Below are 24767 nucleotides of genomic sequence, written 5' to 3'. Positions count from 1 at the left end.
AGCGAACGACCGGTAGCGATCGCCGTGAAAGGGCACGAGCCAGCTATGCGTCCCCCCTATCCCCCGCCCCCCGAACGCTCCGCCGAACTGCGCCGCCGGTTCGCCGAGGAGGCCCGCTCCGAGCGGCCCGACCTGTCCACGCTGTGCCTGCTGGTGGGCGCGGAGGCGGACGGCACGCTGGACGAGGCGGGCCTGGACGCCGCGCAGATCGAGCTGGACCGGCTGGCCGGACAGCTGCCGTTCCGGCCCGGCGGGCCACGGTCCTGGGCGGTGGCGCTGCGCGAGCTGCTCGGGGACCGGTGTGGTTTCCGGGGCGCCCCCGTCGACTACCAACGGCTGGAGTCCTCGCTGCTGCACGAGGTGCTGCGGCGGCGGCGCGGGCTGCCGATCCTGCTGTCCGTGGTGTGGATGGAGGTGGCGCGGCGGGCCGGGGCGCACGTGTACGGGGTGGCGCTGCCCGGGCATTTCGTCGTCGGCTTCGGTCCGCCGGACGAGCAGGTGCTCGCCGATCCGTTCGACGGGGGGCGGGTGCTGACCGGGGGCGATGCGGAGGTGCTGGTGGCGGGGGCGACGGGGGCGTCGCTGCATCCGTCGATGCTCGGTCCTGCGGAGCCTTTGGAGGTGGTGCTGCGGATCCTGAACAACGTGCGGGCGTGGGCTGCGGCTCGGCCGGAGCGGTCGGACGTGTCGTTGTGGGCGGTGGAGTTGTCGTTGCTGTTGCCTTCGCATCCTGCGCGGTTGCGGTATGAGCGGGCCGAGTTGCTCGTGCAGCGGGGGGATTTCGTGGCGGGCGCTGTGGAGTTGGAGGCGTATGCGGAGGTGGTGGGGGCCGTGGATGAGGCTGCTGCGGCTCGGGTTCGGCAGCAGGCTCATGCGGCGCGATCAATGTTGAATTGACCGTTGTCGCGCGACTACACGCCCCAAAGCCAGCCCTTTTCCCTCGCGATTCTCACCGCCTCCGCCCTGTTCCGCACCGCCAGTTTCTGGATGGCAGCAGCGGCGGGCGCCGCTGTGTGATCATCGTGATCGGCCGGACCGTGTCCCCGCTCGCCAGGTACCCGATGGCGACGCCGAGCGCGGCAAAGACGAGGCTGCCGCCCAGATCGCGCAGGTGAGGGCGAGCCACTGCCAGGCGTCCAGCCGTACGTCCTTCACGGCCGCCGCCACGACAGCACGTAGCCGCGGCCCGGGAGCGTGGTCAGCCGCAGCTGCCGTACCCAGCCGCTCTCGCGTTCCTTCTCGTGCGGTCGTGCTCCGCCGGTTCGGTCGGTCAGTTCGGGTTGGTGTCGATGACCACGGTGCGCTCCGCCGTCGTCTTGCCGCGCAGAGCCTTGCCCAGCGCGGAGGCGACGTCCTGCGGCAGGACGTCACGCTTGCCGCTCGCGCCCTCGATCTGCACGCCGTCGAAGGTGGTGCCGTACGCCTCCTTGAGCGCCTCGAGGTCGTACGTCTCCACGAGCTTTCCGTTGACGGCCTTGAAGCCGAGGATCTTCGGCAGTGACAAGGAGCCGAAATCGATGCTGTGCGCCGCGTCGGTCTGCACGGTGACGAGCTCGGACATCGCCGGCTCCGCGAACTCCTTCATCATCCGGTCGACCTCGGCGTTCGAGATCGTCGGCTGCTTGGTGGTCGTCGGGAGCGTCACCGCGGGGGCCGTGCCGGTCTCCACCTGGGTGCGGTACGCCTCCTCGATCGCCTCGGTCGACCTGGCGACGTCGACGCCCTTGCCCGCCTTGCCGTACACGGCAACGGCCTTGCCGGACTTGAACTCGATGGTGCCGTCGGTCGCCGAGCCGGTGCCGCCCGCGGTGTCCTGGAGTTCGACCTGCAGCTTCTCCTCGTCGACCGGCATGACCGGCTCGACGACCCGGTGGTTGCCGAACAGCGAGCCGATCACGGAGACCGGGTTGTAGTCGCTGTGCGCCGCCCCGCTGACGGTGGCCGCCATGTCGAACTGGAGCCCGGCCTGTTCCGGCTTGAGCGTGACGCTCTTGCCGTCGACCGTGAGCTTCAGGTCCTTGTTCACCCGGCCGTCGAAGGCCTTGTTGAGCTTCTCGACGGCGTCGTCCCGGGTGCCGCCGCCGATGTCGACGCCGAGCACGGTGGTGCCCTTGGGCACGTCGGAGCTGTTCATCAGCAGCCCGGCGCCGTAGGCACCCGCGGCGATGACGATCACGCCGGTGCCGAGGAGGGCGAGCTTGTTGCGGCCCTTCTTCTTGGGCTTCTTGGACGCGGCGGGCGCGGCCTGCCGGCCGGGTTCGGGCTTCGGGGCCGCGTGGGGCGCCAGGGCGTCGGTGTGGGCGCCCGGCGGGAAGGTTCCGTTGCGGTCCGCCGGCACGACGGGGATGCCGCTGGTGACGGTGTGCCCGGAGACGTTGTCGGAGGCACCGCCGAAGCCGTGGCCGCCGGGTTCGGGGGCGGGCTTCTGCGGGGTGAGGATCGCGGTGTCGTCACTCATACCGCCGCCGGGGCCGAGGCCGCCGAGGGCGGGGTTGCCGAGGGCAGGGGTGCCGCCGGGGCCGGTGGGACCACCGAGGGCGGGAGACCCGCCGGGACCGGTCGGACCACCCAGGGCAGGAGATCCACCAGGACCGGTGGGGCCGCCGAGCGCAGGAGACCCGCCGGGGCCGGTCGGACCGCCGAAGGCCTGTGGCGCACCGGGGCCGCCAGGGCCCGCGGGTCCGCCACGGCTGTCGGGACCACCCGGGCCGGCAGGTCCGGAACGCCCGGAGCGCGAACCGGGACCGCCGGGACCGCCCGGGCCGCGGCCCTCGGAGAGACCACCGGGACCACCGGGGCCTGCGGGCCCGCCGATGCCGCCAGGCCCGTTGAAGTCGTAGGAGCCGCCGAGGGTGTCGCTCACCCCGCCGACGGGCGGAACGATCGGACCGTCGCCGGTGACCGGACCGCCGGTCGGGCCCGCGGGGCCCTGCCCGCCGCCCGGACCTCCGGGGCCACCGGGGCCGTTCGGGCCGTTGAAACCGCTCGGGCCGCCGGGGCCGCTCGGGCCGCCGTAGGGACTCTGGCCGTTCGGACCGCCGTAGCTGCTCAGATCGGTGTCGTAACCGCTCAGCGCGCTCTGACCGCCGGTGCCGTTCTGAGCACCGCCGTTCTGACCACCGTCGTTCAGACCGGCACCGTGCGGACCGGCACCGTTCTCCGAGAAGTACGGCAGGTCGTCGCGGCCCGGGCCGGGGCGGGAGCCGCCCGGCTGCGGGCCGCCCGCGGACAGCGCCTCGGTCACGTCGAAGGAGCCGGTGCCGCCGCCGTGGCCGGGGGCGACGGGGCCGCCGGTGGCACCACCGGGGGCCCCGGAGCCGTTCGTGCCACCCGGGCGGGAGCCGTTCGCTCCGCCGGACCGGGAGCCGCCCGGCACGCTCATGGAGCCGACCACCCCACCGGGCCGGGCACCACCGGGACGCGTACCGGCGCCCGCGGCACTCGCGGGACCGGAACCGCCCGGCGTACCGGCCCCGTTGGTGGAGCCCCCGCCCGGACTGCCCTTGGCGGGCCCGGACTTGCGGGGCGCGAACCAGTCGCTCGTCTTCTCGTCGGCGCCCGGGGCGCCCTCGGCGGGAGACTCGTCGGCGCCCGTGGGCATGGCAGGGCCCGGCGCCGGCGCCTCGGCGTCGTCCGTGCCGTTGCCGTCGGAACCCTCGGCATCGGGGACGGTCTGGCGCACGACGACCGGCGGAATGGGCCGGGATCCGGGGATGTTGATCCGGATCCGGGTGGTCAGCGTGGTCTCGGTCTTGCGTTCCTCCGGCTGCGCGGCCGAACGGCCCGCGTCCGCACCGCCGTCGGAAGCCGTGGGCGTCCCGTACGGCGGCGTGCCCGAGGGGTATGCGGCTCCGCCGCGCCCGTTGGGCCCGGAGGACGGACTGTCAGTTTCACGACTCAAGGCAGGTTCTCCCGGTTGGCTCCGCCGCCCGCGTTACGACCTCTCTCGGGCGGCTCGGCGGCGCGCACCACCATACTGGCCACTTCTGGCGTGTATCCCACGACCGCCGGGGAAACCATCACCGGACTCCCACGCGCTCCGTACGGCGAAGTGGTACGTCACTTCCCAAGTCGGACGCCATCGCCGTCCGGTTGCCGCCCCTGGGCAAGCGTGGCGCAGATCACAGCAACGGCCATCCCGCCGAGCAGGAAAAGGTAGGACCCGCTGCCCGCGGCGAAGACGAAGTCGCCTTCCGGCCGGCTGGCGGTGAGCAGGATGACCGCGACGATCCAGCCGCCGGCGGGCGCGACGGCCCCGGCCCGGCTGCCGGTGGCTCTCGCTCCGCCGAGGCAGAGCCCGGCCTCGCCGGCGAGACCGAGCAGCAGCCCGCCCGGGAACCAGCCGGACTGCACCAGTGATCCGGCCACGCCGACCAGTGCGCCGAGCACGATGAGCCCGAGGTAGGCGGCGGCCCGCCCGAAGGAGGGCCGCTGCAAGGGCTGGGCCAGCGCAGAGGTCGTCCGGTCACTCATGACGTCTCCTCGATACCGGACATCTCCTCGACACCGGCGAACAGGTCGGTCTCCCGCGAGCCCGACGCCGCCCGCTCCCCGCGCACCAACTCGTAGTACTCGGTGGTGAAGAGGGGCTGGGCGAGCTCGTTGGAGAGCAGGAAGTACGGGTCGGCGACCGTGATCTGCGTGGCGTGCGCGCGCATCGCGGCGGCCTTGGCGGCGGCGTGGGCGGTGCCGTCGATCTCGGCGGTGACGTGCTCGTCGGCCACCACGCCCGGTACGTCGTCGATGACCGCCGCCTTGGTGAAGGGGAGGCCGGGCAGCTCCCTCTCGAGCCGCGCGAAGGCGTCTTCGGCGACTGAGCGCGGCACCCGGTTCCAGTAGACCTTGGCGATCCCGATGCCCGCCTCGGCGGCCAGCTCGGCCGCGCGCATGGCGACGCGGTGGGCCTGGATGTGGTCGGGGTGGCCGTAGCCGCCGTTCTCGTCGTAGGTGACGAGGACCTGCGGCCGTACCTCGCGGATCACCTCGAGCAGCCGCGCGGCCGCCTCGTCGACGTCGGCCTGCCAGAAGCAGCCCGGGTCGTCGTTGTCGGCGAGGCCCATCATCCCGGAGTCCTGGTAGCGCCCCGCGCCGCCGAGCTGCCGGAAGTCCTCGACGCCGAGCTCACGCATCGCGGCCGCGAGCTCGCGCAGCCGGTGCTCGCCGAGGGCGGCGCCGGTCAGATGCCCGAGCCCGGGCGGGATGACCTCGCCGCGTTCACCGAGGGTGCAGGTGACCAGTGTCACCCGGGCACCCTCGGCCGCGTACCTGGCCATGGTCGCGCCGTTGTTGATCGACTCGTCGTCCGGGTGCGCGTGCACCAGCAGCAGACGCCGGGCGGGCAGTTCCGTCATGGGGCCACTCTAAAGGGCTGGTCAGAACTTGATACTTCCGATCATGCCCGCGATGTTCGTCGTCAGCTCACTGATCGTCGGGGCCACCGTGGACGAAGCCAGGTAGAAGCCGAGCAGGACGCACACGACCGCATGACCTCCCTTCAGCCCTGATTTCTTGATCAGAAGGAAGACGACGATCGCCAGCAGCACCACCGCCGAAATCGAGAGTGCCACGGCGGCTCACCTCCAAAGAACCCAGGGACGTGGGGGGTCGGACGGGGAACGGAACTATGGGGGCAGATAAATCCATACAAGAAGCCAGCAGGTTGATACCCACTATGCGCTAGTGATCATAACTATCCGTACGTGCGCATCGATCGGCGCACAGCCTCACAAGGGGGCGCACGGCCAATATGGTCGAGGCATGACGACCGAGCCTGACTCCTTCCCCCGTCGGCACGCCCGCACCCAGCGATTCACGCTCGGCGCGCCACGCGCGTTCACCGTGGCGCCCGACGGTTCCCGTGTCGTTTTCCTGCGTTCGAGCTCCGGCACGGACCGGGCCAACTCGCTCTGGGTCCTCGACCTTCCGGACGCCGGGGAGCGCGTCGCGGCGGACCCGCGCGCCCTCCTGGGCGGCACCGAGGAGCACCTCTCGCCCGAGGAGCGGGCGCGGCGCGAACGCAGCCGTGAGGGCGGTGCCGGCGTGGTCGGCTACGCCACCGACTCCGCCGTCGAGTTGGCCTCTTTCGCCTTGTCAGGGCGGCTTTTCACGGCGGAGCTGCGGGCCGGCACGGCACGTGAACTCCGGGTGCCCGGACCGGTGATCGACCCGCGCCCCTCCCCCGACGGACGGCACGTCGCGTACGTGGCGCAGGGCGCCCTGCGGGTGGTGGGCGCGGAGGGCGAGGGTGACCGGGCGCTGGCGGAACGCGAGTCGGAGCAGGTCACCTATGGTCTGGCGGAGTTCATCGCGGCCGAGGAGATGGGCCGTTCGCGGGGCTTCTGGTGGTCGCCGCAGTCGGACCGGCTGCTGGTCGCGCGCGTGGACGACACGCCGGTGCGGCGGTGGTGGATCTCCGATCCGGCCCACCCGGAGCGTGAGCCACACCACGTGCCGTACCCGGCGGCGGGCACCGACAACGCGGAGGTACGGCTCTTCGTGATCGGCCTGGACGGGGCGCGCACGGAGGCCGTCTGGGACCGGGCGCGCTATCCGTATCTGGCGCATGTGCACTGGTCAGCGGCGGGTGCGCCACTGCTGCTCGTACAAGCGCGCGACCAGCGCAGTCAGCTGTATCTGGCCGTGGATCCGGAGACCGGCACGACCCGGATGGTGCACGCGGACGAAGATCCAATTTGGCTGGATCTTTTCCCTGGAGTGCCGTCCTGGAGCCCCTCCGGACAGCTGGTGCGCATCGCCGACGAGGGAGGTGCGCGGGTCCTGGCGGTCGGTGAACGGCCACTGACGGGAGCCCAGTTGCACGTGCGGGCGGTGCTGGACGTCGCCGACGACGACGTGCTGGTCTCCGCGTCGGCCGGCGAGGACGCCGAGTCCCCGGAGACGGGCGAGGTGCACGTCTACCGGGTCAACGAGCTCGGCCTGGAACGCCTCTCACAGGAACCCGGCGTGCACTCGGCGGTGCGCGCCGGGGGCGTGACCGTACTGGTGTCCGCCGCGCTGGACCGGCCGGGCGCCCGCGTCCAGGTGCTGCGCGACGGCAAGCCGGTGGCGACTGTCACCTCGTACGCCGAAGATCCCGGTATGTCCCCGCGCGTGACGCTCACCGAGGGGGGCGCACGACGAATCCCGTGCGCCGTGCTTATGCCTACTGACTACGACGGGGACACTCCCCTTCCCGTGCTGCTGGATCCGTACGGCGGTCCGCACGGCCAGCGGGTGGTCGCCGCGCACAATCCGCACCTGACCTCGCAGTGGTTCGCCGACCAGGGGTTCGCGGTGGTCGTCGCGGACGGCCGGGGCACTCCGGGCCGCTCCCCCGCCTGGGAGAAGGCGGTCAGGGACGACCTCGCGGAGGTGGTCCTGCAGGACCAGGTCGACGCGCTCCAGGCCCTCGCCGCCGACTTCCCGCTCGACCTGAACCGGGTCGCGATCCGCGGCTGGTCCTTCGGCGGCTACCTGGCCGCGCTCGCGGCCCTGCGCCGCCCGGACGTCTTCCACGCGGCCGTGGTGGGCGCCCCGGTCACGGATCTGCGGCTGTACGACACCCACTACCAGGAGCGCTACCTGGGCCACCCCGACGAGCAGCCGGAGGTCTACCGCCGCAACTCCCTGCTCGACGACGCAGGTCTGGTCGACGCCGTGGAACCGCACCGCCCGATGATGATCATCCACGGCCTGGCGGACGACAACGTGGTGGTCGCCCACGCACTGCGACTGTCCTCGGCCCTGCTGGCCGCCGGCCGCCCGCACGAGGTGCTGCCACTGTCCGGCGTGACCCACATGACCCCGCAGGAGACGGTCGCCGAGAACCTGCTGCGGCTTCAACTGGACTTCCTCAAGCGGTCGTTGAAGCTCGCGTAGAGGGCGCTGGGTACGGCAACGGGCCGGAGCGACATGGCGCGCTCCGGCCCGTTTACGGCACCCGCACGGCCGTACGTTGTTCAGACTGACGCGTCCGTATATCGGGATCGGGTCAGCCGAGTTGCCTGCTTGTAAACGCGATTGCGGTGCATTTGTACGACTATGCCGAGCCCTCTGTGTGATCGTCCGGGGGCACCACCTGCTTCTCCTCCGCGAAGTGGCACGCCGAGTCGTGGGCCGCCGGGCCGGGGACGTGGCGGAACTCGGCAGGGACCGCCAGGGCCGGCACCTCCACCGCGCACCGCTCCCGCGCCTTCCAGCAGCGGGTACGGAAGCGGCAGCCGGAGGGGATGTTGGTCGGGGACGGCACGTCGCCCGCCAGGATGATCCGCTCCCGGTGTTCGCGGGCCTCCGGGTCGGGCACGGGGACCGCGGACAGCAGCGCCTGGGTGTACGGGTGCGTGGGATGGTCGTAGATCTCGGCGTCCTTGCCGATCTCGACGATCCGCCCGAGGTACATGACCCCGACCCGGTCAGAGATGTGCCGGACGATCGACAGGTCGTGCGCGATGAAGACGTACGAGAGGTCGAACTCGTCCTGGAGGCTCGCCATCAGGTTGATGACCTGCGCCTGCACCGAGACGTCCAGGGCCGAGACCGGTTCGTCGGCGACGATCACCTCCGGGCGCAGCGCCAACCCCCTCGCGATGCCGATGCGTTGGCGCTGGCCGCCGGAGAACTGGTGGGGATAGCGGTTGATGTACTCGGGGTTGAGGCCGACGACGTCCAGGAGCTCCTGGACCTTGCGGCGGCGGTCGCCCTTCGGGGCCACCTCGGGGTGGATGTCGTACGGCTCCCCGATGATGTCGCCCACCGTCATCCGGGGGTTGAGCGAGGTGTAGGGGTCCTGGAAGACCATCTGGATGTTGCGGCGTACGGCCTTCAGGGCGCGGCCGGACAGCCTGCCGATGTCCTCGCCCTTGTACTTGATCGAACCGGCCGTCGGCCGCTCCAGGTTGACCAGCATCTTGGCGACCGTCGACTTGCCGCAGCCGGACTCCCCGACGATGCCGAGGGTTTCGCCGCGGTTCAGGATGAAGTCGACGCCGTCGACGGCCTTCACCACGCCGACCTGCTTCTTGAAGAGGATGCCCGTGGTGAGCGGGTAATGCTTGACCAGCCCGCTGACCTCCAGAATCGGCTCAGCCATGCAGGCACTCCGTCCAGAAGTGGCAGGCGCTGCCCCGGTCGTCCGACACCTCGTACAGCGGGGGTTCGTCGGTACGGCACACGTCCCGGGCCATGGGACAGCGGGGGTTGAAGGCGCAGCCCGGCGGGATGTGCATGAGGTTGGGCGGCAGGCCCTTGATGGCGTAGAGCTCCTGGCCCTTCTGGTCCAGGCGCGGGATGGAGTCCAGCAGGCCCCGGGTGTACGGGTGCGCGGGCGCCTTGTAGATGTCGTGCACCGGCGCCGACTCCACGATCCGGCCCGCGTACATGACGACGATGCGGTCGGCCACGTCCGCGACCACACCCAGGTCGTGGGTGATGAGGATCAGCCCCATGTGGTACTCGCGCTGCAACTCCGCGAGCAGGTCCATGACCTGGGCCTGGACCGTCACGTCCAGGGCCGTCGTCGGTTCGTCGGCGATGATCAGCGCCGGTTCCAGCGCCAGCGCCATCGCGATCATGATGCGCTGGCGCATACCGCCGGAGAACTGGTGCGGGTAGTCGCGCACCCGCGCCCCGGCGCCGGGGATGCGGACCCGGTCCATAAGCTCGACGGCCCTGGCCCGCGCGTCCTTCTTCGACATGCCCCGGTGGACGACGAACATCTCGCCGAGCTGGTCGCCCACGGAGAGCACGGGGTTCAGCGACGACAGCGCGTCCTGGAAGATCATCGCCATCTCGGCGCCGCGGACCTTGCGCCGCTCCTCCTCCTTCAGCTTCAGCAGATCCCGGCCCTGGAAGAGGATCTCGCCGCCGGTGATCCGCCCCGGCGGGATGTCGAGGATGCCCATGATCGCCTGCGCGGTCACCGACTTGCCGGAGCCGGACTCGCCGAGCACGGCGAGGGTCTCGCCCGCGTCCACGCCGTAGTTCACACCGTTGACGGCCCTGGCGACCCCGTCCCGGGTCCGGAACTCCACGTGCAGGTCACGCACTTCGAGCAGCATGACGGCGGGTCACCTCAGCTTCGGATCGAGGGCGTCGCGCACCGCGTCGCCCAGCATGATGAACGCGAGCACGGTGAGCGCCAGCGCTCCCGCCGGCCAGAGCAGCATGTGCGGGGCGTTGCGGATGTAGGAGGAGGCCGCGGAGATGTCGATCCCCCAGCTGACGGTCGGCGGCTTCAGCCCGACGCCGAGGTACGACAGCGTCGCCTCCAGCGCGATGTAGGTGCCGAGCGCGATGGTCGCCACGACGATCACCGGCGCGATGGCGTTGGGCATGATGTGCCGGAGCAGGATCCGGGAGTTGGAGGCGCCCAGCGCCCGGGCGGCCTGGACGTAGTCGTTCTGCTTGGCGGTGATGACGGAGCCGCGGGCGATGCGGGAGATCTGCGGCCAGCCCAGCAGCACCATGAAGCCGATCACCGGCCACACGGTGTTGCTGGTGACGACCGACAGCAGGACCAGACCGCCGAGGACGACCGGGATCGCGAAGAAGACGTCGGTGATCCGGGACAGGAACGAGTCGGAGAGCCCGCCGAAGAACCCGGCGAGCCCGCCCAGCACCGAGCCGAGCAGGGACACCCCGAGCGTGGCGCAGACGCCGACCGTGACGGACGTACGGGCGCCGTAGACGGTACGGGTGTAGACGTTGCAGCCCTGGCCGTCGTAGCCGAACGGCGCTCCGGGCTGGGAGCCCTCCTGGGCCTTGGCGAGGTCGCACCTGAGGGGGCTTCCGGAGGCGATCAGCGACGGCCAGATCGAGATGACGACGAGGAAGAGGATCACCAGGCCGGAGATGATGAAGACCGGGTTCCGGCGCAGGTCGCGCCAGGCGTCGGACCACAGGGAGCGGGGCCGGTCCCAGGGGCCCGTGCCGTCCGGGCCGCCGGGGCGCTTCTCGAGGGTCTCGCCCTCGCTGGTGGCCAGGTCCATCGCGCCGCCCATGCCGGTCGCGGCGATCGCTCCGTCCTCGGGAGCCCGGCCCCCGCCGGACGTGTACGGCTCCTGCGGCAGGGGCTCAGGCATAGCGGATCCTGGGGTCGAGTACGGCGTACAGGAGGTCCACGATCAGGTTGGCGACCAGGAACACCAGGACGAGGACCGTCACGAAGCCGACGACGGTCTGGGTGTTCTGGCGGAGGATGCCCTGGTAGAGCTGGTAGCCGACGCCGTGGATGTTGAAGATGCGCTCGGTGACGATGGCTCCGCCCATCAGGGCACCGATGTCGGTGCCGATGAAGGTGACGACGGGGATGAGCGAGTTGCGCAGCAGGTGCCGGGTGATCACCCGGCGACGAGGCAACCCCTTCGCGACCGCCGTACGCACGTAGTCGGACCGCTTGTTCTCCGCGATGGAGGTGCGGGTCAGGCGGGTGACGTAGGCGAGGGAGACCGAGGCGAGGACCAGGCCCGGCACGATCAGCTCGCCGAAGGTGGCCTCCGCCGACACCGACGGCTTGATCCAGCCCCATTCGACGCCGAGGAGGAGCTGGAGCAGCAGACCGGTGACGAAGGTGGGGACCGAGATCACGACGAGGGTGAACATCAGGACCGAGGTGTCGACGGGGCGGCCGCGCCGCAGTCCCGTGATGACCCCGAGTGTGATGCCGATGACGATCTCGAAGAGGATGGCGACGATCGTCAGCCGGATGGTGACCGGGAACGCCGTCGCCATCAGCTCGGTGACCTCCTGGCCGTTGAAGGCGGTGCCGAAGTCGCCGGTGAAGACGTTCCCCATGTAGGTCAGGTATTGCTGCCAGACCGGCTTGTCGAGGCCGAACTCCTTCTCCAGCTGGGCGGCCGTGGACGGGTCGCACTGCCGCTCCCCGCACAGGCCGGCGATGGGGTCGCCCATCACGTTCACCATGAGGAAGATCAGCAGGGTGGCCCCGACGAAGACCGGGATCATCTGGAGCAGCCGCCGGACGACGTACCGTCCCATGGACGCTCAGCCGACCTTGATCTCGTTGTAGACCGGGACGCTGAAGGGGTTGAGCTTCACGTTGGACAGCCGGTCCGAGTAGCCGGCGCTGCCGTTCTGGTACCAGAGCGGGATGGCGCCCATGTCGTCCCTGAGGACCTCCTCGGCCTGCTGGAACTTCTCCACCGCAGTCGCCGTGTCGGTCTCGGCGTTGGCCTCGTCGACGAGCTGGTCGAACTCCTTGTTGGTCCACTTGCCGTCGTTGGAGGAGGCGTTGGTGTAGTACAGCGGCTGCAGGAAGTTCTGGATCAGCGGGTAGTCCATCTGCCAGCCGGCGCGGAACGGGCCGGGCATCTTCTCGTCGGTGATCTGGTTGCGGAAGTCGGCGAAGGTGCCGATCGGGTTGCCGACGCAGGCCTTGTCGTTGTCGAGCGCGTTGTTGATGGAGTTGCAGACCGCGTCGACCCACTCCCGGTGGGACCCGGTGTCCGTGTTGTACGTGATCTTGACCTGCCCGCCGGGGAGCCCGCCGCCCTCCTTGATCAGCTTCTTGGCGGCGTCGGCGTCGTACTCGCAGGCGTCCCCGCACAGGCCTTCCTTGAAGCCGCCGTCCTCGCCGAGGACCGGGGAGGTCCAGTCGGTGGCGGGGGTGCGGGTCTTCTGGAAGATCGTCTCGGTGATCTGCTCGCGGTTGATGGCCCGGGACAGTCCGGTGCGGACCTTCTCCGTCCCGGCCTTGTTCCAGGCCTCGTCGTAGAACGGGAAGGAGAGCGTCTGGATGATGCCGGCCGGGGTGTTGATGTACCGGTCGCCGAGGTCGCTCTTGACGTTCTTGAGCTGGGCGGCGGGGACGTCGTCGACCAGGTCGAGGTTGCCGGCCATCAGGTCGGTGTAGGCGGTGTTGTTGTCGGTGTAGACCTTCAGGTCCACGCCGCCGTTCTGCGCCTTGTCCGGGCCGGGGTAGCCGTCCCAGGCCCGCAGGGACATCTGCGAGCCCTTGGTGTACGAGTCGACGGTGTAGGGCCCGTTGCCGACCGGCTTCTTCACCCAAGCGTCGTGGTCGTCGAAGAAGGCGCGCGGGAGCGGGGCGAACGCGGGGTAGCCGAGGGTGTCGGGGAAGGTCGAGAACTTCTGGCTGAGCTTGACCGTGAAGGTCCTGTCGTCGACGACCTTCAGGCCGGAGAGCGTGTCGGCGCTCTGCTTGCCCTTCGCGGGGTGGGTCTTGTCGTAGCCCTCGATGTAACCGAAGAAGTACGCGTTCTTCTGGTTGTTCTTCAGGCTCGCGCCGTAGTTCCAGGCGTCGACGAAGGACTTGGCCGTGACCTTCTCGCCGTTGCTGAAGGTCCAGCCGTCCTTGATGGTGACGGTGAAGTTCTGCGAGTCCGAGGTGTCGATCTTCTCGGCGAGCATGTCCTCGGCCTTGCCGGTCTCCGGGTCGTACTTCTTCAGACTCCGGAAGATCATGTCGAGGACCTTGCCGCCCTGCACCTCGTTGGTGTTGGCCGGCTCCAGCGGGTTCTGCGGGTCTCCCCAGGAGGAACTGAGCACCGCGCCGGTGTCGCCGCTGCCGCCGGTGTCGCTGTCACCGCCCCCGCAGGCCGTCGCGGCGAGCGCTGCCGCCGCCGCGCAGGCGGCCCATCTGGCGTGCGTGGCTCCGCGCATGGAGTGCCTCCTATGAATGCCGGTCCGTTACCGGCAAATATCGGGGCAAAGGATGGATACCGCACACGGGCTCGGGCCTTTGGAGGTACGCGCCATCCGGATGCACGCACCCGAACGGGACACTGAAGCGGACGATCCGGTTCCGAAGCAATGGATCTTCACCAAAGGGCGCAATGGATCTTCGGCAAGCGATACCGAACCGTTGGAAAGGAACGTCTCGGTGTACGCATTCCGACACAGCGGCGTCCGCATATCGAACTCATTGACCGATTGGTCCAGTTAGCCCGATGTAAGACACGAGTCGATCACGGCACGCTACACGCGTAGCTACGGAAGAGTCATGGAAAGGCAAAGAACGTAAAGAGACGCCCAAGTCGACTCAGATTTTATTGACCTTGAACGAATTGCGTTGAAAAAGTCCGGCGTAGCCCGTAGGGGAGTGCCCTGCGGAGTCATCGGACTTTTCCGTGGGCCAGGAGCACCATGACCCCCCCAACATCTGCGGCTGCCCCGCTCGAGGTGACCGACGAGACCGTCGAGAAGCCTGCGGCGTCCTCCACCCTCAAGGGCGCCGAGAGCCGCTCCCCGGGCCGTCTCGCCTGGACCCGCTTCAAGCGGGACCGGACGGGCGTGATCTCCGCGTGCATCGTGATCTTCTTCTTCGTGATCGCGATATGCGCTCCGCTGATCGCCTCGCTCTACGGCAAGGACCCGTACACGCTGTACGGCCAGGAGCAGACCGGCCTGCTCAACGAGGCCGGCTTCCCGCTCAAGCCGAACGGCGGCATCGACGGCGACTTCTGGTTCGGCATCGAACCGGCACTGGGCCGCGACGTCTTCACGTTCCTCCTGTACGGCATCCGCACCTCGCTGCTCATCGCGACGGCCACCACGGTCCTGGTCACCATCATCGGCGTGGTCATCGGCATCACCGCCGGTTACCTCGGCGGCAGGACCGACTACCTCATCGGCCGGGTCATCGACATCCTGCTGTCGTTCCCGTCCACGCTGTTCTTCATCGCCTTCATGCCCGTCGTGTACGGCCTCTTCGTCGCCCCCGACGACGAGATCCCCACCTCTTTGCGGGCCACCTGCCTGATCCTCGTCCTCACGGCCTTCGGCTGGGCGTCCATCGCCCGCCTGCTGCGCGGCCAGGTACTGGCCCTTCGTGAGCGGGAGTTCGTGGAGGCGGCGAAGGTGACCGGGGCCTCGCCGGCCCGCATCATCTTCAAGGAACTGCTGCCCAACCTGTGGACTCCGATCCTGATCCAGTCCACCCTCGCCCTCCCGGCCTTCGTGACCGCGGAGGCGGGCCTCGCCTTCCTCGGCGTCGGCATCATCGACCCGACCCCGGACTGGGGCGTCATGATCCAGCGCGGCGCGCAGTTCTACACGGAAGACATCACGTTCATGATCTTCCCGGGCGTCTCGATGATCATCTTCGTCCTCGCCTTCAACCTGCTCGGCGACTCGGTACGCGACGCACTCGACCCGAAGTCCAAGCGCTGAGTCCTACCCGGCCCGGTCATCGTCGTCCGGTCGCCGACAGCTCGTAGCCCGTCTCTCTCATCCATCACGTCTAGGCAGGTAGCCATGTCCTTTTCCCGCAGAAACTTCCTGATAGCCACCACCGTGGCTGCAGGTGCGTCCACCGTCCTGAGCGCGTGCAGCAGCGGCAACGCCGGTGGCAGCGGCGGTAGCTCCACCAAGGCACCCCAGGGCAAGGCTGCCGAGATCACCGTCGGCACCAAGGCCGACTCCGCGGGCCCCGCCCCGGAGATGCCGGGCGCGGTCAAGGGCGGCACGATCTACACCCTCGACCAGATCGACTTCGACCACCTGGACCCGGCGCAGATCTACTCGTCGTACACGGGTGCCGGCTCGGTCCTGTTCCTGCGCGGTCTGACCGGCTACCGGGTCGACTCCAAGGGCAACACCACCCTGGTCGGCGACCTCGCCACGGACGCGGGCACCGTGAAGGACGGCGGCAAGACCTGGTCCTTCACGCTGAAGGACGGCGTGAAGTGGGAGGACGGCGCCGACGTCACCATCGACGACGTCCGCCACACCTTCGAGCGCCTCTTCGCCTCCTTCGTCACCGAGGGTCCCCGCTACCCGCAGGGCTGGCTCGAGGGCGGCGACAAGTACAAGGGCCCCTACGAGGGCAAGCACCTGTCCTCGCTCGAGGTCGACGGCAGCACCATCACCTTCCGGCTGAAGGAAGCGCACGCCGACTTCCCGTTCATGCTGGCCATGCGCGGCTTCGCGATCGTGCCCAAGAAGCACGACACGCAGAAGAAGTACGACAAGCGCCCCTACTCCTGCGGCCCGTACAAGATCCAGTCCCGCAGCATCGACAAGTCCCTGACCCTGGTGCGCAACGAGCACTGGGAGGCCGACAAGGACCCGGTCCGCAACGGCTACCCGGACAAGGTCGTCATGCAGTTCGGCTTCCAGTCGCTGGCCTCCACGGACCGCTACATCGCGGACTCGGGCAACGACCAGTTCTCGCTCTCCCTGCTCAACGAGGTCGCTCCCGAGCGCGTCTCGAAGGTGCTCGGCGACGCCACGCTGAAGAAGCGCGTGCTGACCCAGGTCGACACGACCTGCTACTACTTCCCGATCAACCTGACCCGCGTCAAGGACGTCAAGGTCCGCCAGGCCCTCAACTGGGCGTGGCCCGCGGCGCAGCTCAAGCAGCTGCGCGGTGGTTCGGCCGTGACCGCGACCGCGACCACGATCATCTCCCCGCTCACCCCGGGCCACACGGACTTCGACCTGTACGGCAAGAAGACCAAGCCGATGGGTGACCCGGAGAAGGCCAAGGCGCTCCTGAAGGAGGCCGGTGCCGAGGGCCAGAAGATCGTCATCGCCTTCCAGCAGTCCGACCAGGCCGTCAAGTCGGCCGTCACCATCAAGACCGCCCTCACCAAGGCCGGCTTCGACGTGGTGACCCAGCAGGTCGACAAGACGACCTTCTACAGCCAGATCGGCCAGCTGGACAACAAGTTCGACATGTTCGCCGCCGGCTGGGGCCCGGACTGGCCGGCCGGTTACGCGGTCATCCAGCCCTGCTGGGACGGCAGCCAGATCTCCGACGGCGGCGTCAACTGGTCGCAGCTGAACAACACCAGCGTGAACAAGGCCATCGCCACGGCCACCGCCATCACCGACCCGGACAAGGCCAACGCCGCCTGGGGCGCGATCGACAAGCAGATCATGGAGCTCGCCGCCTGCGTCCCGGACTACAACCCGGTCCGCAACTACTTCTACGGCTCCAAGGTCGGCGGCGTCGTCTACAACGCCGGCGACACCTGCGTCGCCATCGGCAAGGTCTTCGCCAAGGCCTGACGTCTCCTCGGGGCGGCGGTTCTCGCGACCGCCGCCCCGGCCCCGTCCACGCTCCCCACACCCCCGGCGACGGCGCCCCGTCCGGAAAGTCTCACCCCATGTTCCGTTTCCTGGTCCGCCGAGTGCTCGGCGCACTCGTCATTCTGCTGATCATCAGCGCCGTCACCTTCTTCCTCTTCTACGCCATCCCGCGTGACCCGGCGCGGATGGCCTGCGGCAAGGTCTGTGACGACCAACTGCTCGCGCAGGTACGGCAGAACCTCGGGATCGCCGACCCGATGCCGGTCCAGTACTGGCACTGGCTGCAGGGCATCTTCGTGGGCCGTGACTACACGGGCGTCGGGCACTGCGACGCGCCGTGCCTCGGCTACTCGTTCACCAACAGCGAGCCGGTCTTCGGGACGATCATGGACCGCTTCCCGACGACGCTGTCCCTCGCCTTCGGTGCGGCCTTCTTCTTCCTGATCGTCGGTATCGGCGCGGGCATGGTGGCCGCGGTCAAGCAGGGCAAGGCGCTGGACAAGATCGCCAGCTCGTTCTCGCTGCTCGGCTCGTCGATGCAGATCTACTTCGTCGGCTACATCGCGATGTTCTTCCTGGTGCAGCAGGCCGGCATCCTGAGCCAGCCCTCGTACACGCCGTTCACCGAGAACCCGGGCGCCTGGGTCTCCGGCCTCCTGCTGCCGTGGATCGTGCTGTCCATCATCTTCACGGCCAACTACACCCGTATGACCCGCTCGCAGCTGGTGGAGCAGCTGAGCGAGGACTACGTGCGCACGGCCCGCGCGAAGGGCCTGTCGCGGCGCTCGGTCTTCTTCCGCTTCGCCTGGCGCGGTGCCATGGGGCCGATCGTGACCATCTTCGGCATCGACATGGGCACGCTGATCGGCGGCGCGATCATCACCGAGTCGACGTTCAGTCTCCAGGGCATCGGCACGCTCGCCGTCCGGGCGGTCACCGACAGCGACCTGCCCATGCTGCTCGGCGTCACGGTCGTCGCGGCCGCCGGCATCGTCTTCGCCAACATCATCGTGGACGCCGTCTACGCCCTCATCGACCCGCGGATCCGGCTCGCCTGACCTCCGCCCCAGCCATCTTCCTCCCACCGCCCCACCCGGCGACTCTCGCACCATCCCCCAGGAGCGTCCCCGTGACGAGCACCGATCAGCAGTCCTTCCTCTCCGTCAGGGACCTGAAAGTCCACTTCTCCACCGAGGACGGCATCGTCAAGGCCGTCGATGGCCTCAGCTTCGACGTCGCCAAGGGCAAGACGCTCGGCATCGTGGGCGAGTCGGGTTCTGGCAAGTCCGTCACCAACCTGACGATCCTGGGCCTGCACGACCGTGCCCGCACCGCGATCGACGGGGAGATCCTGCTCGACGGCAAGGAGCTGCTCACCGCCTCCGAGCGGGAGCTGGAGCGGCTGCGCGGCAACAAGATGGCGATGATCTTCCAGGACGCCCTGGCCTCGCTGTCGCCGTACCACACCATCGGCAAGCAGATCGGCGAGACGTACCGCAAGCACACCGGCGCCTCCAAGAAGGAGGCCCGGGCGCGGGCGGTCGAGATGCTGAAGCGGGTCGGGATTCCCCAGCCGGACGTGCGGGTGGACGACTACCCGCACCAGTTCTCCGGCGGCATGCGCCAGCGCGCGATGATCGCGATGGCGCTGGTGTGCGACCCCGAGCTGCTGATCGCGGACGAGCCGACGACGGCCCTGGACGTGACGGTCCAGGCGCAGATCATGGACCTGCTCAAGGATCTCCAGCAGGAGTTCGGGACGGCGATCGTCTTCATCACGCACGACCTCGGTGTCATCGCCGACATCGCGGACGACGTGCTGGTGATGTACGGCGGCCGGTGCGTGGAGCGCGGCACCAAGAAGGAAGTACTGCGCAGCCCGCAGCACCCCTACACGCTGGGCCTGATGAACTCGATGCCGAGCCTGGACGGTCCGGTCGACGTGCCGCTGTCACCGATCCCGGGCTCTCCGCCCTCCCTGCTCAACCCGCCGTCGGGGTGCCGCTTCCACCCGCGGTGCACCTTCGCCGAGAAGGTCGCGGGCGGGTTCTGCTCGACCGAGCAGCCGGCCCTGGAGGTCGTGGCCGGCCGGGGTTCCGCCTGCCACCTCACGCCGGACCAGCGCCGGGAATTCTTCGCCGACTTCGCCGTAGCCCGGCACAACTGACGGACACGAGACGGGACTTCAAGATCATGAGCAACGCGAACCCCCTCCTGGACGTCAGCGGTCTGACCAAGCACTTCCCGATCAGGGGCGGCTTCCCGATCCGGCGCACGGTCGGTGCCGTACAGGCCGTGGACGGGCTGGACTTCTCCGTCGCCGAGGGCGAGAGCCTGGGCCTGGTCGGCGAGTCCGGCTGCGGCAAGTCCACGACCGGACGGCTGATCACGCGGCTGTTGGAGCCGACGGGCGGCAAGGTCTCGTACCGCGGCCAGGACATCACGCACGCCGGCCGCAAGGAGCTGGCGCCGATCAGGTCCGAGATCCAGATGATCTTCCAGGACCCGTACGCGTCCCTGAACCCCCGGCAGACGGTCGGCAAGATCATCGCCGGTCCGATGGAGATCAACGACATCAACCCGGCGGGCGGCCGCGAGAAACGCGTCCGGGAACTGCTGGAGATCGTCGGCCTCAACCCTGAGCACTACAACCGCTTCCCGCACGAGTTCTCCGGCGGCCAGCGCCAGCGCATCGGGGTGGCCCGCGCGCTGGCCCTGGAGCCGAAGCTGATCGTGGCCGACGAGCCGGTCTCGGCGCTGGACGTCTCCATCCAGGCACAGGTCGTGAACCTGCTCCAGCAGGTCCAGAAGGACCTGGGCATCGCCTTCGTCTTCATCGCCCACGACCTCGCGATCGTCCGCCACTTCTCGCAGCGCGTGGCGGTCATGTACCTCGGCAAGATCGTGGAGATCGCCGACCGCGACGACCTCTACGGCAATCCGCGCCACCCCTACACGCGGGCCCTGCTGTCCGCCGTACCCGAGGCCACCGCGGACGACGTCCCGGCCCGTGAGCGCATCCTCCTCAAGGGCGACGTGCCGTCCCCGATCAACCCGCCCTCCGGCTGCCGCTTCCGCACCCGCTGCTGGAAGGCGACGGACAAGTGCGCGAGCGAGGCCCCGCCGCTGGTCCAGGTCGAGGGCAACAAGCCCGGTCACCTCACCGCCTGCCACTACCCCGAGACGGAGGGAACCGTTCCGGCCCCCCGCCTCTCCAAGGACCCCCAGGCGGCGGTCTGACACACCTCTTCACCGTCAGCCGCCTCCACAGCGGAACGGACCTTCCGGCCCATTGACCCGAGCCCACGAACGTCCGCTCCAGGGGACGAAGGCCCGCGCCCACCCAGGCGCGGGCCTTCACCTTTACGGCCGTTCGTCGCCTACACGCCCGTCGTGCCGTCGACCAGTTCCCGCAGGATGTCCAGGTGCCCGTTGTGCCGTGCCGTCTCCTCGGTCAGGTGGAGGAGGATCCAGCGGAGGTCGGCCCGGACGCCGTCGCGCATGGTGCGCTTGGCCTTGGTGTCCAGGTCGTGGGCGGCGACCAACTCGCGGTATCGGGACGCCTGTTCGGCGTACTCCTTCAAGAGGTCCGGGAGCGGGAAGTCGACGGCGATGCGCATCTCGCGGTCGGGGTCCTCGTCGGTCCAGGGCCCCTCGTCCTCCTCACCGAGGAAGACCACCTGGAACCAGTAGTACTCGACCCAGCGCAGGTGATTGATCAGTCCGCTCACGGTCATCAGCGGCGAACCCGGCAGCGGGGCCTTGCGCGCGTTCTCCGCCGAGACGTCCTCGCACTTGGCGCGGGCGGTGTCGCGGGCGTAGTCGAGGAAGGTGGTCAGCTGGGTGCGTTCGTCCCACGCGGGAGGAGTGTCGGTTCTTGTCATCGACGAGGATGCTCCCGGACCGGCACCCGCCTGTCGAACGATTAAGCGAATCGGTCCTCGCTCAGTTCTTCCGCGCCACCAGCTCCACCTCGAACCCGTCCCCGTCCTCCAGGTAGCCGGCGTAGTGCTCCGGCCCGCCCGCGTAGGGATGCCGGTCCGGGAACATCAGGGTCCAGCCGTGTTCCGGCGCCGCCTCGATCAGCGCGTCGAGGTCCGCGCGGCTCGGCACGTGGAAGGCGAGGTGGTTGAGGCCGGGGCGCATGCGGTCGTACGGCTCGCCGAGACGCAGCGCCGGCGACTGTTCGAGGACGATGTACGTGTCCGCCATCCGCCAACTGCGCCCGTCGGCCCAGCTCTGGTACTCCTCGTAGCCCAGCCGCTCCAGCAGCCATCCCCAGGAGCCGACCGCGCGCTCCAGATCCGGCACCCACAGCTCCACGTGGTGCAGCAACTCCCGCTCCCTTCAAGGCCGTACGACCAAGACCGAACCGACAAGACCGTACGAACCCCCGATCCTGTCATCCGCCGCACCCCCTTGTGGCAGACTGCCGCGATGGTCGATCGGTCGTTCGGCGACCCCGAGCTCGCCGCGTTGTACGAGACGCTCAATCCGTGGCAGGCGGGGGACGCCTTCTGTCTCGGGTTCGTGATGTCCGCCGGGTCCGTACTGGACGTCGGATGCGGCACCGGGCGGCTGCTCAGGCGGGCCCGGGAGGCGGGGCACCGGGGGCGGCTGGTGGGGCTCGATCCGGCGGCCGCCATGCTCGTGCTGGCGCGGCGGAGCGCACCGCACGTGGAGTGGGTGCTCGGGGATCTGCTGACGCGGGAGTGGCACGGGGAGTTCGATCTCGTCGTGATGACCGGGCACGCGTTCCAGGTGCTCGTCAGCGACGAAGAGGTGCGGCTCGCGCTGCGGGCCGTGCGGGCCGCGCTCGCGGACGGGGGGCGGTTCGTGTTCGAGACACGGAACCCCGGCGCCCGCGCCTGGGAGCGATGGACACCGGAGCGCGTGTACGAGATCACCGGACCGGACGGCGCCCCCGTACGCGTGTGGCACGAGGTCGATCAGCCCGTCCTCGGCGACCGGGTGACGTTCACCGAGACCTTCGAGGGCGGCCCCTGGCGGCGGACCGCGATCAGCAGGACCACCCTGCGGTTCCTCGACACCGACGACCTGTCCCGCTTCCTCGGCGAGGCGGGCCTCACCGTCGTCGAGCAGTACGGCGACTGGGGGCGAGGGCCGTGCACCCCCGCCAGCCACGAGATCATCACCGTGGCGCGACCCGCTCAGTGCCTGTCCGGCGGATGACGTCGCAGGAAAACGGCGGTGCCTCATCGAGGCAGGTCAGCGAGGGCGACGGGTGCTCCGCGCGCGAGCGAAGTCGAGCGTCCGGCCCCGCGTCTGCGGCATGACCGCCGGACGGCCCTCCGGCGGATCAAGTCGCAGGAAATCGGCGGTGCCTGATCGACGCGGGTGAGCGGGGCGTGGTGCGTCGAGCTGCAAGGCGGAGGAGGGCGTCGATGCGGTGGAGTTCCCCCGCTCGAGCGAAGTCGAGAGCGGGGGAACCGGCAACCGACGACAACGCCGCGGAGCGGCTGATGCCACTGCGGCCCCGCGTCTGCGGCATGACCGCCGGACGGCCCTAGTCCTCCTCCAGCGCCGCCAGCGCCGGGTCCAGCACGATGTCCTCGTCCCGGCCCTCGATCGTCGGGTCCTCCGGGAAGTGGCAGGCCGTCAGGTGGCCGGCGCGGTTGCCGGAGATCTGGATCAGGGGCGGCTCCTCGGTCGCGCACTTGTCCTGTGCCTTCCAGCACCGGGTGCGGAAGCGGCAGCCGGAGGGCGGGGCGATGGGCGAGGGGACGTCGCCGGCCAGGCGGATGCGCTCGCGCCGGCCCGCCCCGGCGTCCGTGAGGTCCACCTCGGGTACGGCGGACAGCAGGGCGTGGGTGTAGGGGTGGCGGGGGCGGGTGTAGATGGAGTTGCGGTCGCCGACCTCGATGATCTTGCCGAGGTACATCACCGCCACGCGGTGCGAGAAGTGCCGTACCACCGCCAGGTCGTGGGCGATGAACAGGAACGCGATGCCGAGTTCCTGCTGGACCTTCTTGAGCAGGTTCACCACCTGCGCCTGGATCGACACGTCCAGCGCGGACACCGGCTCGTCGGCCACGATCAGCTTCGGCTCCAGGGCCAACGCGCGGGCCACCCCGATGCGTTGCCGCTGGCCGCCGGAGAACTCGTGCGGGAAGCGGTTGTAGTGCTCGGGGTTCAGGCCCACGATCTCCAGGAGTTCGCGTACGCGCCTCTCCCGGCCGCCGTCCGGCTCGATCCCGTTGATCTCCATCGGACCGGAGATGATCTTGCCGACGGTCTGCCGCGGGTTCAGCGAGGAGTAGGGGTCCTGGAAGATCATCTGGATCTCGGACCTGATCGGCGCGAGCTGCTTGCGGCCGGCATGGCTGATGTCCTGGCCGCGGTACGAGATCGTGCCGGCCGTCGGCTCCAGGAGCCGGGTGATCAGGCGTCCGGTCGTCGACTTGCCGCAGCCCGACTCGCCGACCAGGCCGAAGCTCTCGCCGACGTTCACGGTCAGGTCGATGCCGTCGACGGCCTGTACGGCGCCGACGGTCCGCCGGATCGGGAAGCCGCCCTTGACCGGGAAGTGCTTGGTGAGCCCCTCCACCACGAGCAGCGGCTCCCCGGCGCCGCCGGTGGCGGCCTCGCGCGGGGCGGGGAGGACGAGATCCTCTTTCATGGCTCCTCTTTCAGGTCCGTCACGACTGTGTCCGTCACGACGATGTCGTCCTACCCCAGGCGGGGTTTGATCTCTTCGATGAAGATGGTCCGCTTCTGTTCCGCCGTGAGGTGGCAGGCCGAGTCGCGGTCCGGGCCCAGCAGCGGGCGCTCGTCCACGCAGCGCGTGCCGCCGACCCGGTCCTGGAAGGTGCAGCGGGGATGGAAACGGCAGCCGGACGGAGGTGTGAGCAGCGACGGCGGGGCGCCGGGGATCGGCGCGAGGGGGGCGTCGAGGTCGGAGTTCAGACGGGGCATCGAGTTCAACAGGCCCCAGGTGTACGGGTGCTGGGGCGAGCGCAGCACCTCGTTCACCGTGCCGCGTTCGACCGCGCCGCCCGCGTACATCACCATGATGTCGTCGGCCATGTCGGCGATGACCCCGAGGTCGTGCGTGATGAAGACGATCGCCGTGCCGAACTCGCGCTGGAGATCCTTGAGCAGGTCCAGGATCTGCGCCTGGACCGTCACGTCCAGGGCGGTGGTCGGTTCGTCGGCGATCAGCAGGTCGGGGTCGCACACCAGCGCCATCGCGATCATCGCGCGCTGGCGCATACCGCCGGAGAACTGGTGCGGATAGTCCTTCGCCCGCTCCTTCGGGTTGGGGATGCCGACCTTGCCGAGCATCTCCACCGTGCGTTCCCAGGCCGCCTTCTTGGAGGCGCCGGTGTGCTTCATGAAGGGTTCGGCGATCTGCCGGCCCACCGTGTAGTACGGCGACAGGGCCGTGAGGGGGTCCTGGAAGATCATGGCGACCTTGTTGCCACGCAGCTTCTCCAGCTCGGACTCCCGGGCGGTGGTCAGCTCCTGTCCCTCCAGGAGGATCTCGCCCTCGACGGTGGTGAACTTCGGGTTGTGCAGCCCCAGGATGGTCAGGTTGGTGACGGACTTGCCGGAACCCGACTCTCCGACGATGCCCAGGGTCCTGCCGCGTTGCAGGTCGAAGGAGAGCCCGTCCACGGCCTTGACGATGCCGTCCTCGGTCCTGAACCTCACGTGCAGGTCCCGCACCGACAGGAAGGCGCCCGCGTCCGCCGGGTCCGGGGATACGGCTTCCTTGGTCAGAGTGGTCACGACAGTGC

Annotated in this window: 21 protein-coding genes and 1 pseudogene; 8 read left to right on the top strand and 14 right to left on the bottom strand. The window is 69.4% G+C overall.

The annotated features are described in order from the left end of the window. Positions 1–45 precede the first annotated feature (45 nt). Positions 46–897, top strand: coding sequence for a transglutaminase-like domain-containing protein (locus QFZ76_RS33185; protein ID WP_307677148.1), 852 nt, complete (start codon positions 46–48; stop codon positions 895–897). A 118-nt stretch (positions 898–1015) separates the two neighbouring features. On the opposite strand, the pseudogene QFZ76_RS33180 reads toward QFZ76_RS33185, so the two are convergent. The 5 genes and pseudogenes from QFZ76_RS33180 to QFZ76_RS33160 all read right to left on the bottom strand — a co-directional run. After that, positions 1016–1259: pseudogene (locus QFZ76_RS33180) on the bottom strand (ABC transporter permease); the annotation flags it as partial. An 11-nt stretch (positions 1260–1270) separates the two neighbouring features. After that, positions 1271–3901, bottom strand: a complete 2631-nt coding sequence (locus QFZ76_RS33175; RefSeq protein ID WP_307677147.1) for a hypothetical protein — start codon at positions 3899–3901, stop codon at positions 1271–1273. A 158-nt stretch (positions 3902–4059) separates the two neighbouring features. Then, on the bottom strand, positions 4060–4473 hold the full coding sequence (locus tag QFZ76_RS33170; RefSeq protein ID WP_307677146.1) for a DUF6113 family protein: 414 nt from the start codon (positions 4471–4473) through the stop codon (positions 4060–4062). Then, positions 4470–5351, bottom strand: a complete 882-nt coding sequence (mshB, locus tag QFZ76_RS33165) for an N-acetyl-1-D-myo-inositol-2-amino-2-deoxy-alpha-D-glucopyranoside deacetylase (RefSeq protein ID WP_307677145.1) — start codon at positions 5349–5351, stop codon at positions 4470–4472. The genes QFZ76_RS33170 and mshB overlap by 4 nt, the downstream gene beginning before the upstream one ends. Positions 5352–5372: 21 nt before the next feature. Next, positions 5373–5567, bottom strand: coding sequence for a hypothetical protein (locus QFZ76_RS33160; protein WP_053749487.1), 195 nt, complete (start codon positions 5565–5567; stop codon positions 5373–5375). Positions 5568–5757: 190 nt separating this feature from the next. Here QFZ76_RS33160 and QFZ76_RS33155 point away from each other — a divergent pair, with 190 nt between their 5' ends. Further along, the gene (locus QFZ76_RS33155) at positions 5758–7878 is read left to right on the top strand and encodes a S9 family peptidase (protein ID WP_307677144.1); all 2121 of its coding nucleotides are present in this window, start codon (positions 5758–5760) and stop codon (positions 7876–7878) included. 160 nt (positions 7879–8038) lie between these two features. Here QFZ76_RS33155 and QFZ76_RS33150 read toward each other — a convergent pair whose 3' ends face one another. From QFZ76_RS33150 to QFZ76_RS33130, 5 genes are read right to left on the bottom strand one after another with little or no spacing between them, the layout of a single operon-like run. Next, positions 8039–9088, bottom strand: a complete 1050-nt coding sequence (locus QFZ76_RS33150; RefSeq protein WP_307677143.1) for an ABC transporter ATP-binding protein — start codon at positions 9086–9088, stop codon at positions 8039–8041. Further along, entirely contained in the window at positions 9081–10055 is a 975-nt protein-coding gene (locus tag QFZ76_RS33145) for an ABC transporter ATP-binding protein (protein ID WP_307677142.1), read from the bottom strand. Before QFZ76_RS33145 ends, QFZ76_RS33150 begins: the two co-directional genes overlap by 8 nt. A gap of 9 nt (positions 10056–10064) precedes the next feature. Then, positions 10065–11078 carry an ABC transporter permease gene (locus QFZ76_RS33140; protein ID WP_307677141.1) on the bottom strand — a complete coding sequence of 338 codons (1014 nt, stop codon included), beginning with the start codon at positions 11076–11078 and terminating at the stop codon, positions 10065–10067. Next, the gene (locus QFZ76_RS33135; RefSeq protein WP_307677140.1) at positions 11071–11994 is read right to left on the bottom strand and encodes an ABC transporter permease; all 924 of its coding nucleotides are present in this window, start codon (positions 11992–11994) and stop codon (positions 11071–11073) included. Before QFZ76_RS33135 ends, QFZ76_RS33140 begins: the two co-directional genes overlap by 8 nt. Before the next feature lie 6 nt (positions 11995–12000). Further along, a complete protein-coding gene (locus QFZ76_RS33130; RefSeq protein WP_307677139.1) occupies positions 12001–13635 on the bottom strand; it encodes an ABC transporter substrate-binding protein in 1635 nt (544 codons plus the stop codon). A 483-nt stretch (positions 13636–14118) separates the two neighbouring features. Here QFZ76_RS33130 and QFZ76_RS33125 point away from each other — a divergent pair, with 483 nt between their 5' ends. The 5 genes from QFZ76_RS33125 (at position 14119) to QFZ76_RS33105 (ending at position 20247) form a co-directional block, all read left to right on the top strand. Beyond that, entirely contained in the window at positions 14119–15144 is a 1026-nt protein-coding gene (locus QFZ76_RS33125) for an ABC transporter permease (RefSeq protein WP_307677138.1), read from the top strand. Between the two features lie 84 nt (positions 15145–15228). Continuing rightward, positions 15229–16986 (top strand): ABC transporter substrate-binding protein, encoded by a 1758-nt coding sequence (locus QFZ76_RS33120; protein ID WP_307677137.1) that lies wholly within the window; start codon positions 15229–15231, stop codon positions 16984–16986. A 98-nt stretch (positions 16987–17084) separates the two neighbouring features. Further along, positions 17085–18065, top strand: coding sequence for an ABC transporter permease (locus tag QFZ76_RS33115; RefSeq protein WP_307677136.1), 981 nt, complete (start codon positions 17085–17087; stop codon positions 18063–18065). Positions 18066–18136: 71 nt separating this feature from the next. Beyond that, complete coding sequence (locus tag QFZ76_RS33110) at positions 18137–19174, top strand: ABC transporter ATP-binding protein (RefSeq protein ID WP_307677135.1); 1038 nt, start codon at positions 18137–18139, stop codon at positions 19172–19174. A 26-nt stretch (positions 19175–19200) separates the two neighbouring features. Beyond that, positions 19201–20247 (top strand): ABC transporter ATP-binding protein, encoded by a 1047-nt coding sequence (locus QFZ76_RS33105; protein WP_307677134.1) that lies wholly within the window; start codon positions 19201–19203, stop codon positions 20245–20247. Between the two features lie 140 nt (positions 20248–20387). Here the strand turns inward: QFZ76_RS33105 and QFZ76_RS33100 are convergent, their stop codons facing one another. Both QFZ76_RS33100 and QFZ76_RS33095 read right to left on the bottom strand, forming a co-directional pair. Next, positions 20388–20891: a DinB family protein gene (locus QFZ76_RS33100; RefSeq protein WP_307677133.1), complete on the bottom strand. Its 504-nt coding sequence runs from the start codon at positions 20889–20891 to the stop codon at positions 20388–20390. A gap of 61 nt (positions 20892–20952) precedes the next feature. Beyond that, positions 20953–21342, bottom strand: a complete 390-nt coding sequence (locus tag QFZ76_RS33095) for a VOC family protein (protein ID WP_307677132.1) — start codon at positions 21340–21342, stop codon at positions 20953–20955. 102 nt (positions 21343–21444) lie between these two features. On the opposite strand from QFZ76_RS33095, the gene QFZ76_RS33090 reads away from it, so the two are divergent. Beyond that, the gene (locus tag QFZ76_RS33090; RefSeq protein ID WP_307677131.1) at positions 21445–22200 is read left to right on the top strand and encodes a trans-aconitate 2-methyltransferase; all 756 of its coding nucleotides are present in this window, start codon (positions 21445–21447) and stop codon (positions 22198–22200) included. A gap of 334 nt (positions 22201–22534) precedes the next feature. Here the strand turns inward: QFZ76_RS33090 and QFZ76_RS33085 are convergent, their stop codons facing one another. Both QFZ76_RS33085 and QFZ76_RS33080 read right to left on the bottom strand, forming a co-directional pair. Further along, positions 22535–23647 (bottom strand): ABC transporter ATP-binding protein, encoded by a 1113-nt coding sequence (locus QFZ76_RS33085; RefSeq protein WP_307677130.1) that lies wholly within the window; start codon positions 23645–23647, stop codon positions 22535–22537. Between the two features lie 50 nt (positions 23648–23697). Continuing rightward, a complete protein-coding gene (locus tag QFZ76_RS33080) occupies positions 23698–24759 on the bottom strand; it encodes an ABC transporter ATP-binding protein (protein ID WP_307677129.1) in 1062 nt (353 codons plus the stop codon). Between the last annotated feature and the right edge of the window lie 8 nt (positions 24760–24767).

This window comes from Streptomyces sp. V4I2 (genome assembly GCF_030817655.1).
Classification (GTDB): Bacteria; Actinomycetota; Actinomycetes; order Streptomycetales; family Streptomycetaceae; genus Streptomyces; species Streptomyces plumbiresistens.
Note: the sequence above shows the minus strand (reverse complement) of the source record. Positions and strands in the feature narration are given on the sequence as shown.

Excerpts from the sequence above, each read along its gene's own strand:
- QFZ76_RS33145 (WP_307677142.1), bottom strand. The coding sequence starts at position 10,055 with ATGCTGCTCGAAGTGCGTGACCTGCACGTGGAGTTCCGGACCCGGGAC.
- QFZ76_RS33140 (WP_307677141.1), bottom strand. The coding sequence starts at position 11,078 with ATGCCTGAGCCCCTGCCGCAGGAGCCGTACACGTCCGGCGGGGGCCGG.
- QFZ76_RS33105 (WP_307677134.1), top strand. The coding sequence starts at position 19,201 with ATGAGCAACGCGAACCCCCTCCTGGACGTCAGCGGTCTGACCAAGCAC.
- QFZ76_RS33170 (WP_307677146.1), bottom strand. The coding sequence starts at position 4,473 with ATGAGTGACCGGACGACCTCTGCGCTGGCCCAGCCCTTGCAGCGGCCC.
- mshB (WP_307677145.1), bottom strand. The coding sequence starts at position 5,351 with ATGACGGAACTGCCCGCCCGGCGTCTGCTGCTGGTGCACGCGCACCCG.
- QFZ76_RS33100 (WP_307677133.1), bottom strand. The coding sequence starts at position 20,891 with ATGACAAGAACCGACACTCCTCCCGCGTGGGACGAACGCACCCAGCTG.
- QFZ76_RS33135 (WP_307677140.1), bottom strand. The coding sequence starts at position 11,994 with ATGGGACGGTACGTCGTCCGGCGGCTGCTCCAGATGATCCCGGTCTTC.
- QFZ76_RS33090 (WP_307677131.1), top strand. The coding sequence starts at position 21,445 with ATGGTCGATCGGTCGTTCGGCGACCCCGAGCTCGCCGCGTTGTACGAG.
- QFZ76_RS33130 (WP_307677139.1), bottom strand. The coding sequence starts at position 13,635 with ATGCGCGGAGCCACGCACGCCAGATGGGCCGCCTGCGCGGCGGCGGCA.
- QFZ76_RS33185 (WP_307677148.1), top strand. The coding sequence starts at position 46 with ATGCGTCCCCCCTATCCCCCGCCCCCCGAACGCTCCGCCGAACTGCGC.
- QFZ76_RS33155 (WP_307677144.1), top strand. The coding sequence starts at position 5,758 with ATGACGACCGAGCCTGACTCCTTCCCCCGTCGGCACGCCCGCACCCAG.
- QFZ76_RS33120 (WP_307677137.1), top strand. The coding sequence starts at position 15,229 with ATGTCCTTTTCCCGCAGAAACTTCCTGATAGCCACCACCGTGGCTGCA.
- QFZ76_RS33085 (WP_307677130.1), bottom strand. The coding sequence starts at position 23,647 with ATGAAAGAGGATCTCGTCCTCCCCGCCCCGCGCGAGGCCGCCACCGGC.
- QFZ76_RS33115 (WP_307677136.1), top strand. The coding sequence starts at position 17,085 with ATGTTCCGTTTCCTGGTCCGCCGAGTGCTCGGCGCACTCGTCATTCTG.
- QFZ76_RS33150 (WP_307677143.1), bottom strand. The coding sequence starts at position 9,088 with ATGGCTGAGCCGATTCTGGAGGTCAGCGGGCTGGTCAAGCATTACCCG.
- QFZ76_RS33125 (WP_307677138.1), top strand. The coding sequence starts at position 14,119 with ATGACCCCCCCAACATCTGCGGCTGCCCCGCTCGAGGTGACCGACGAG.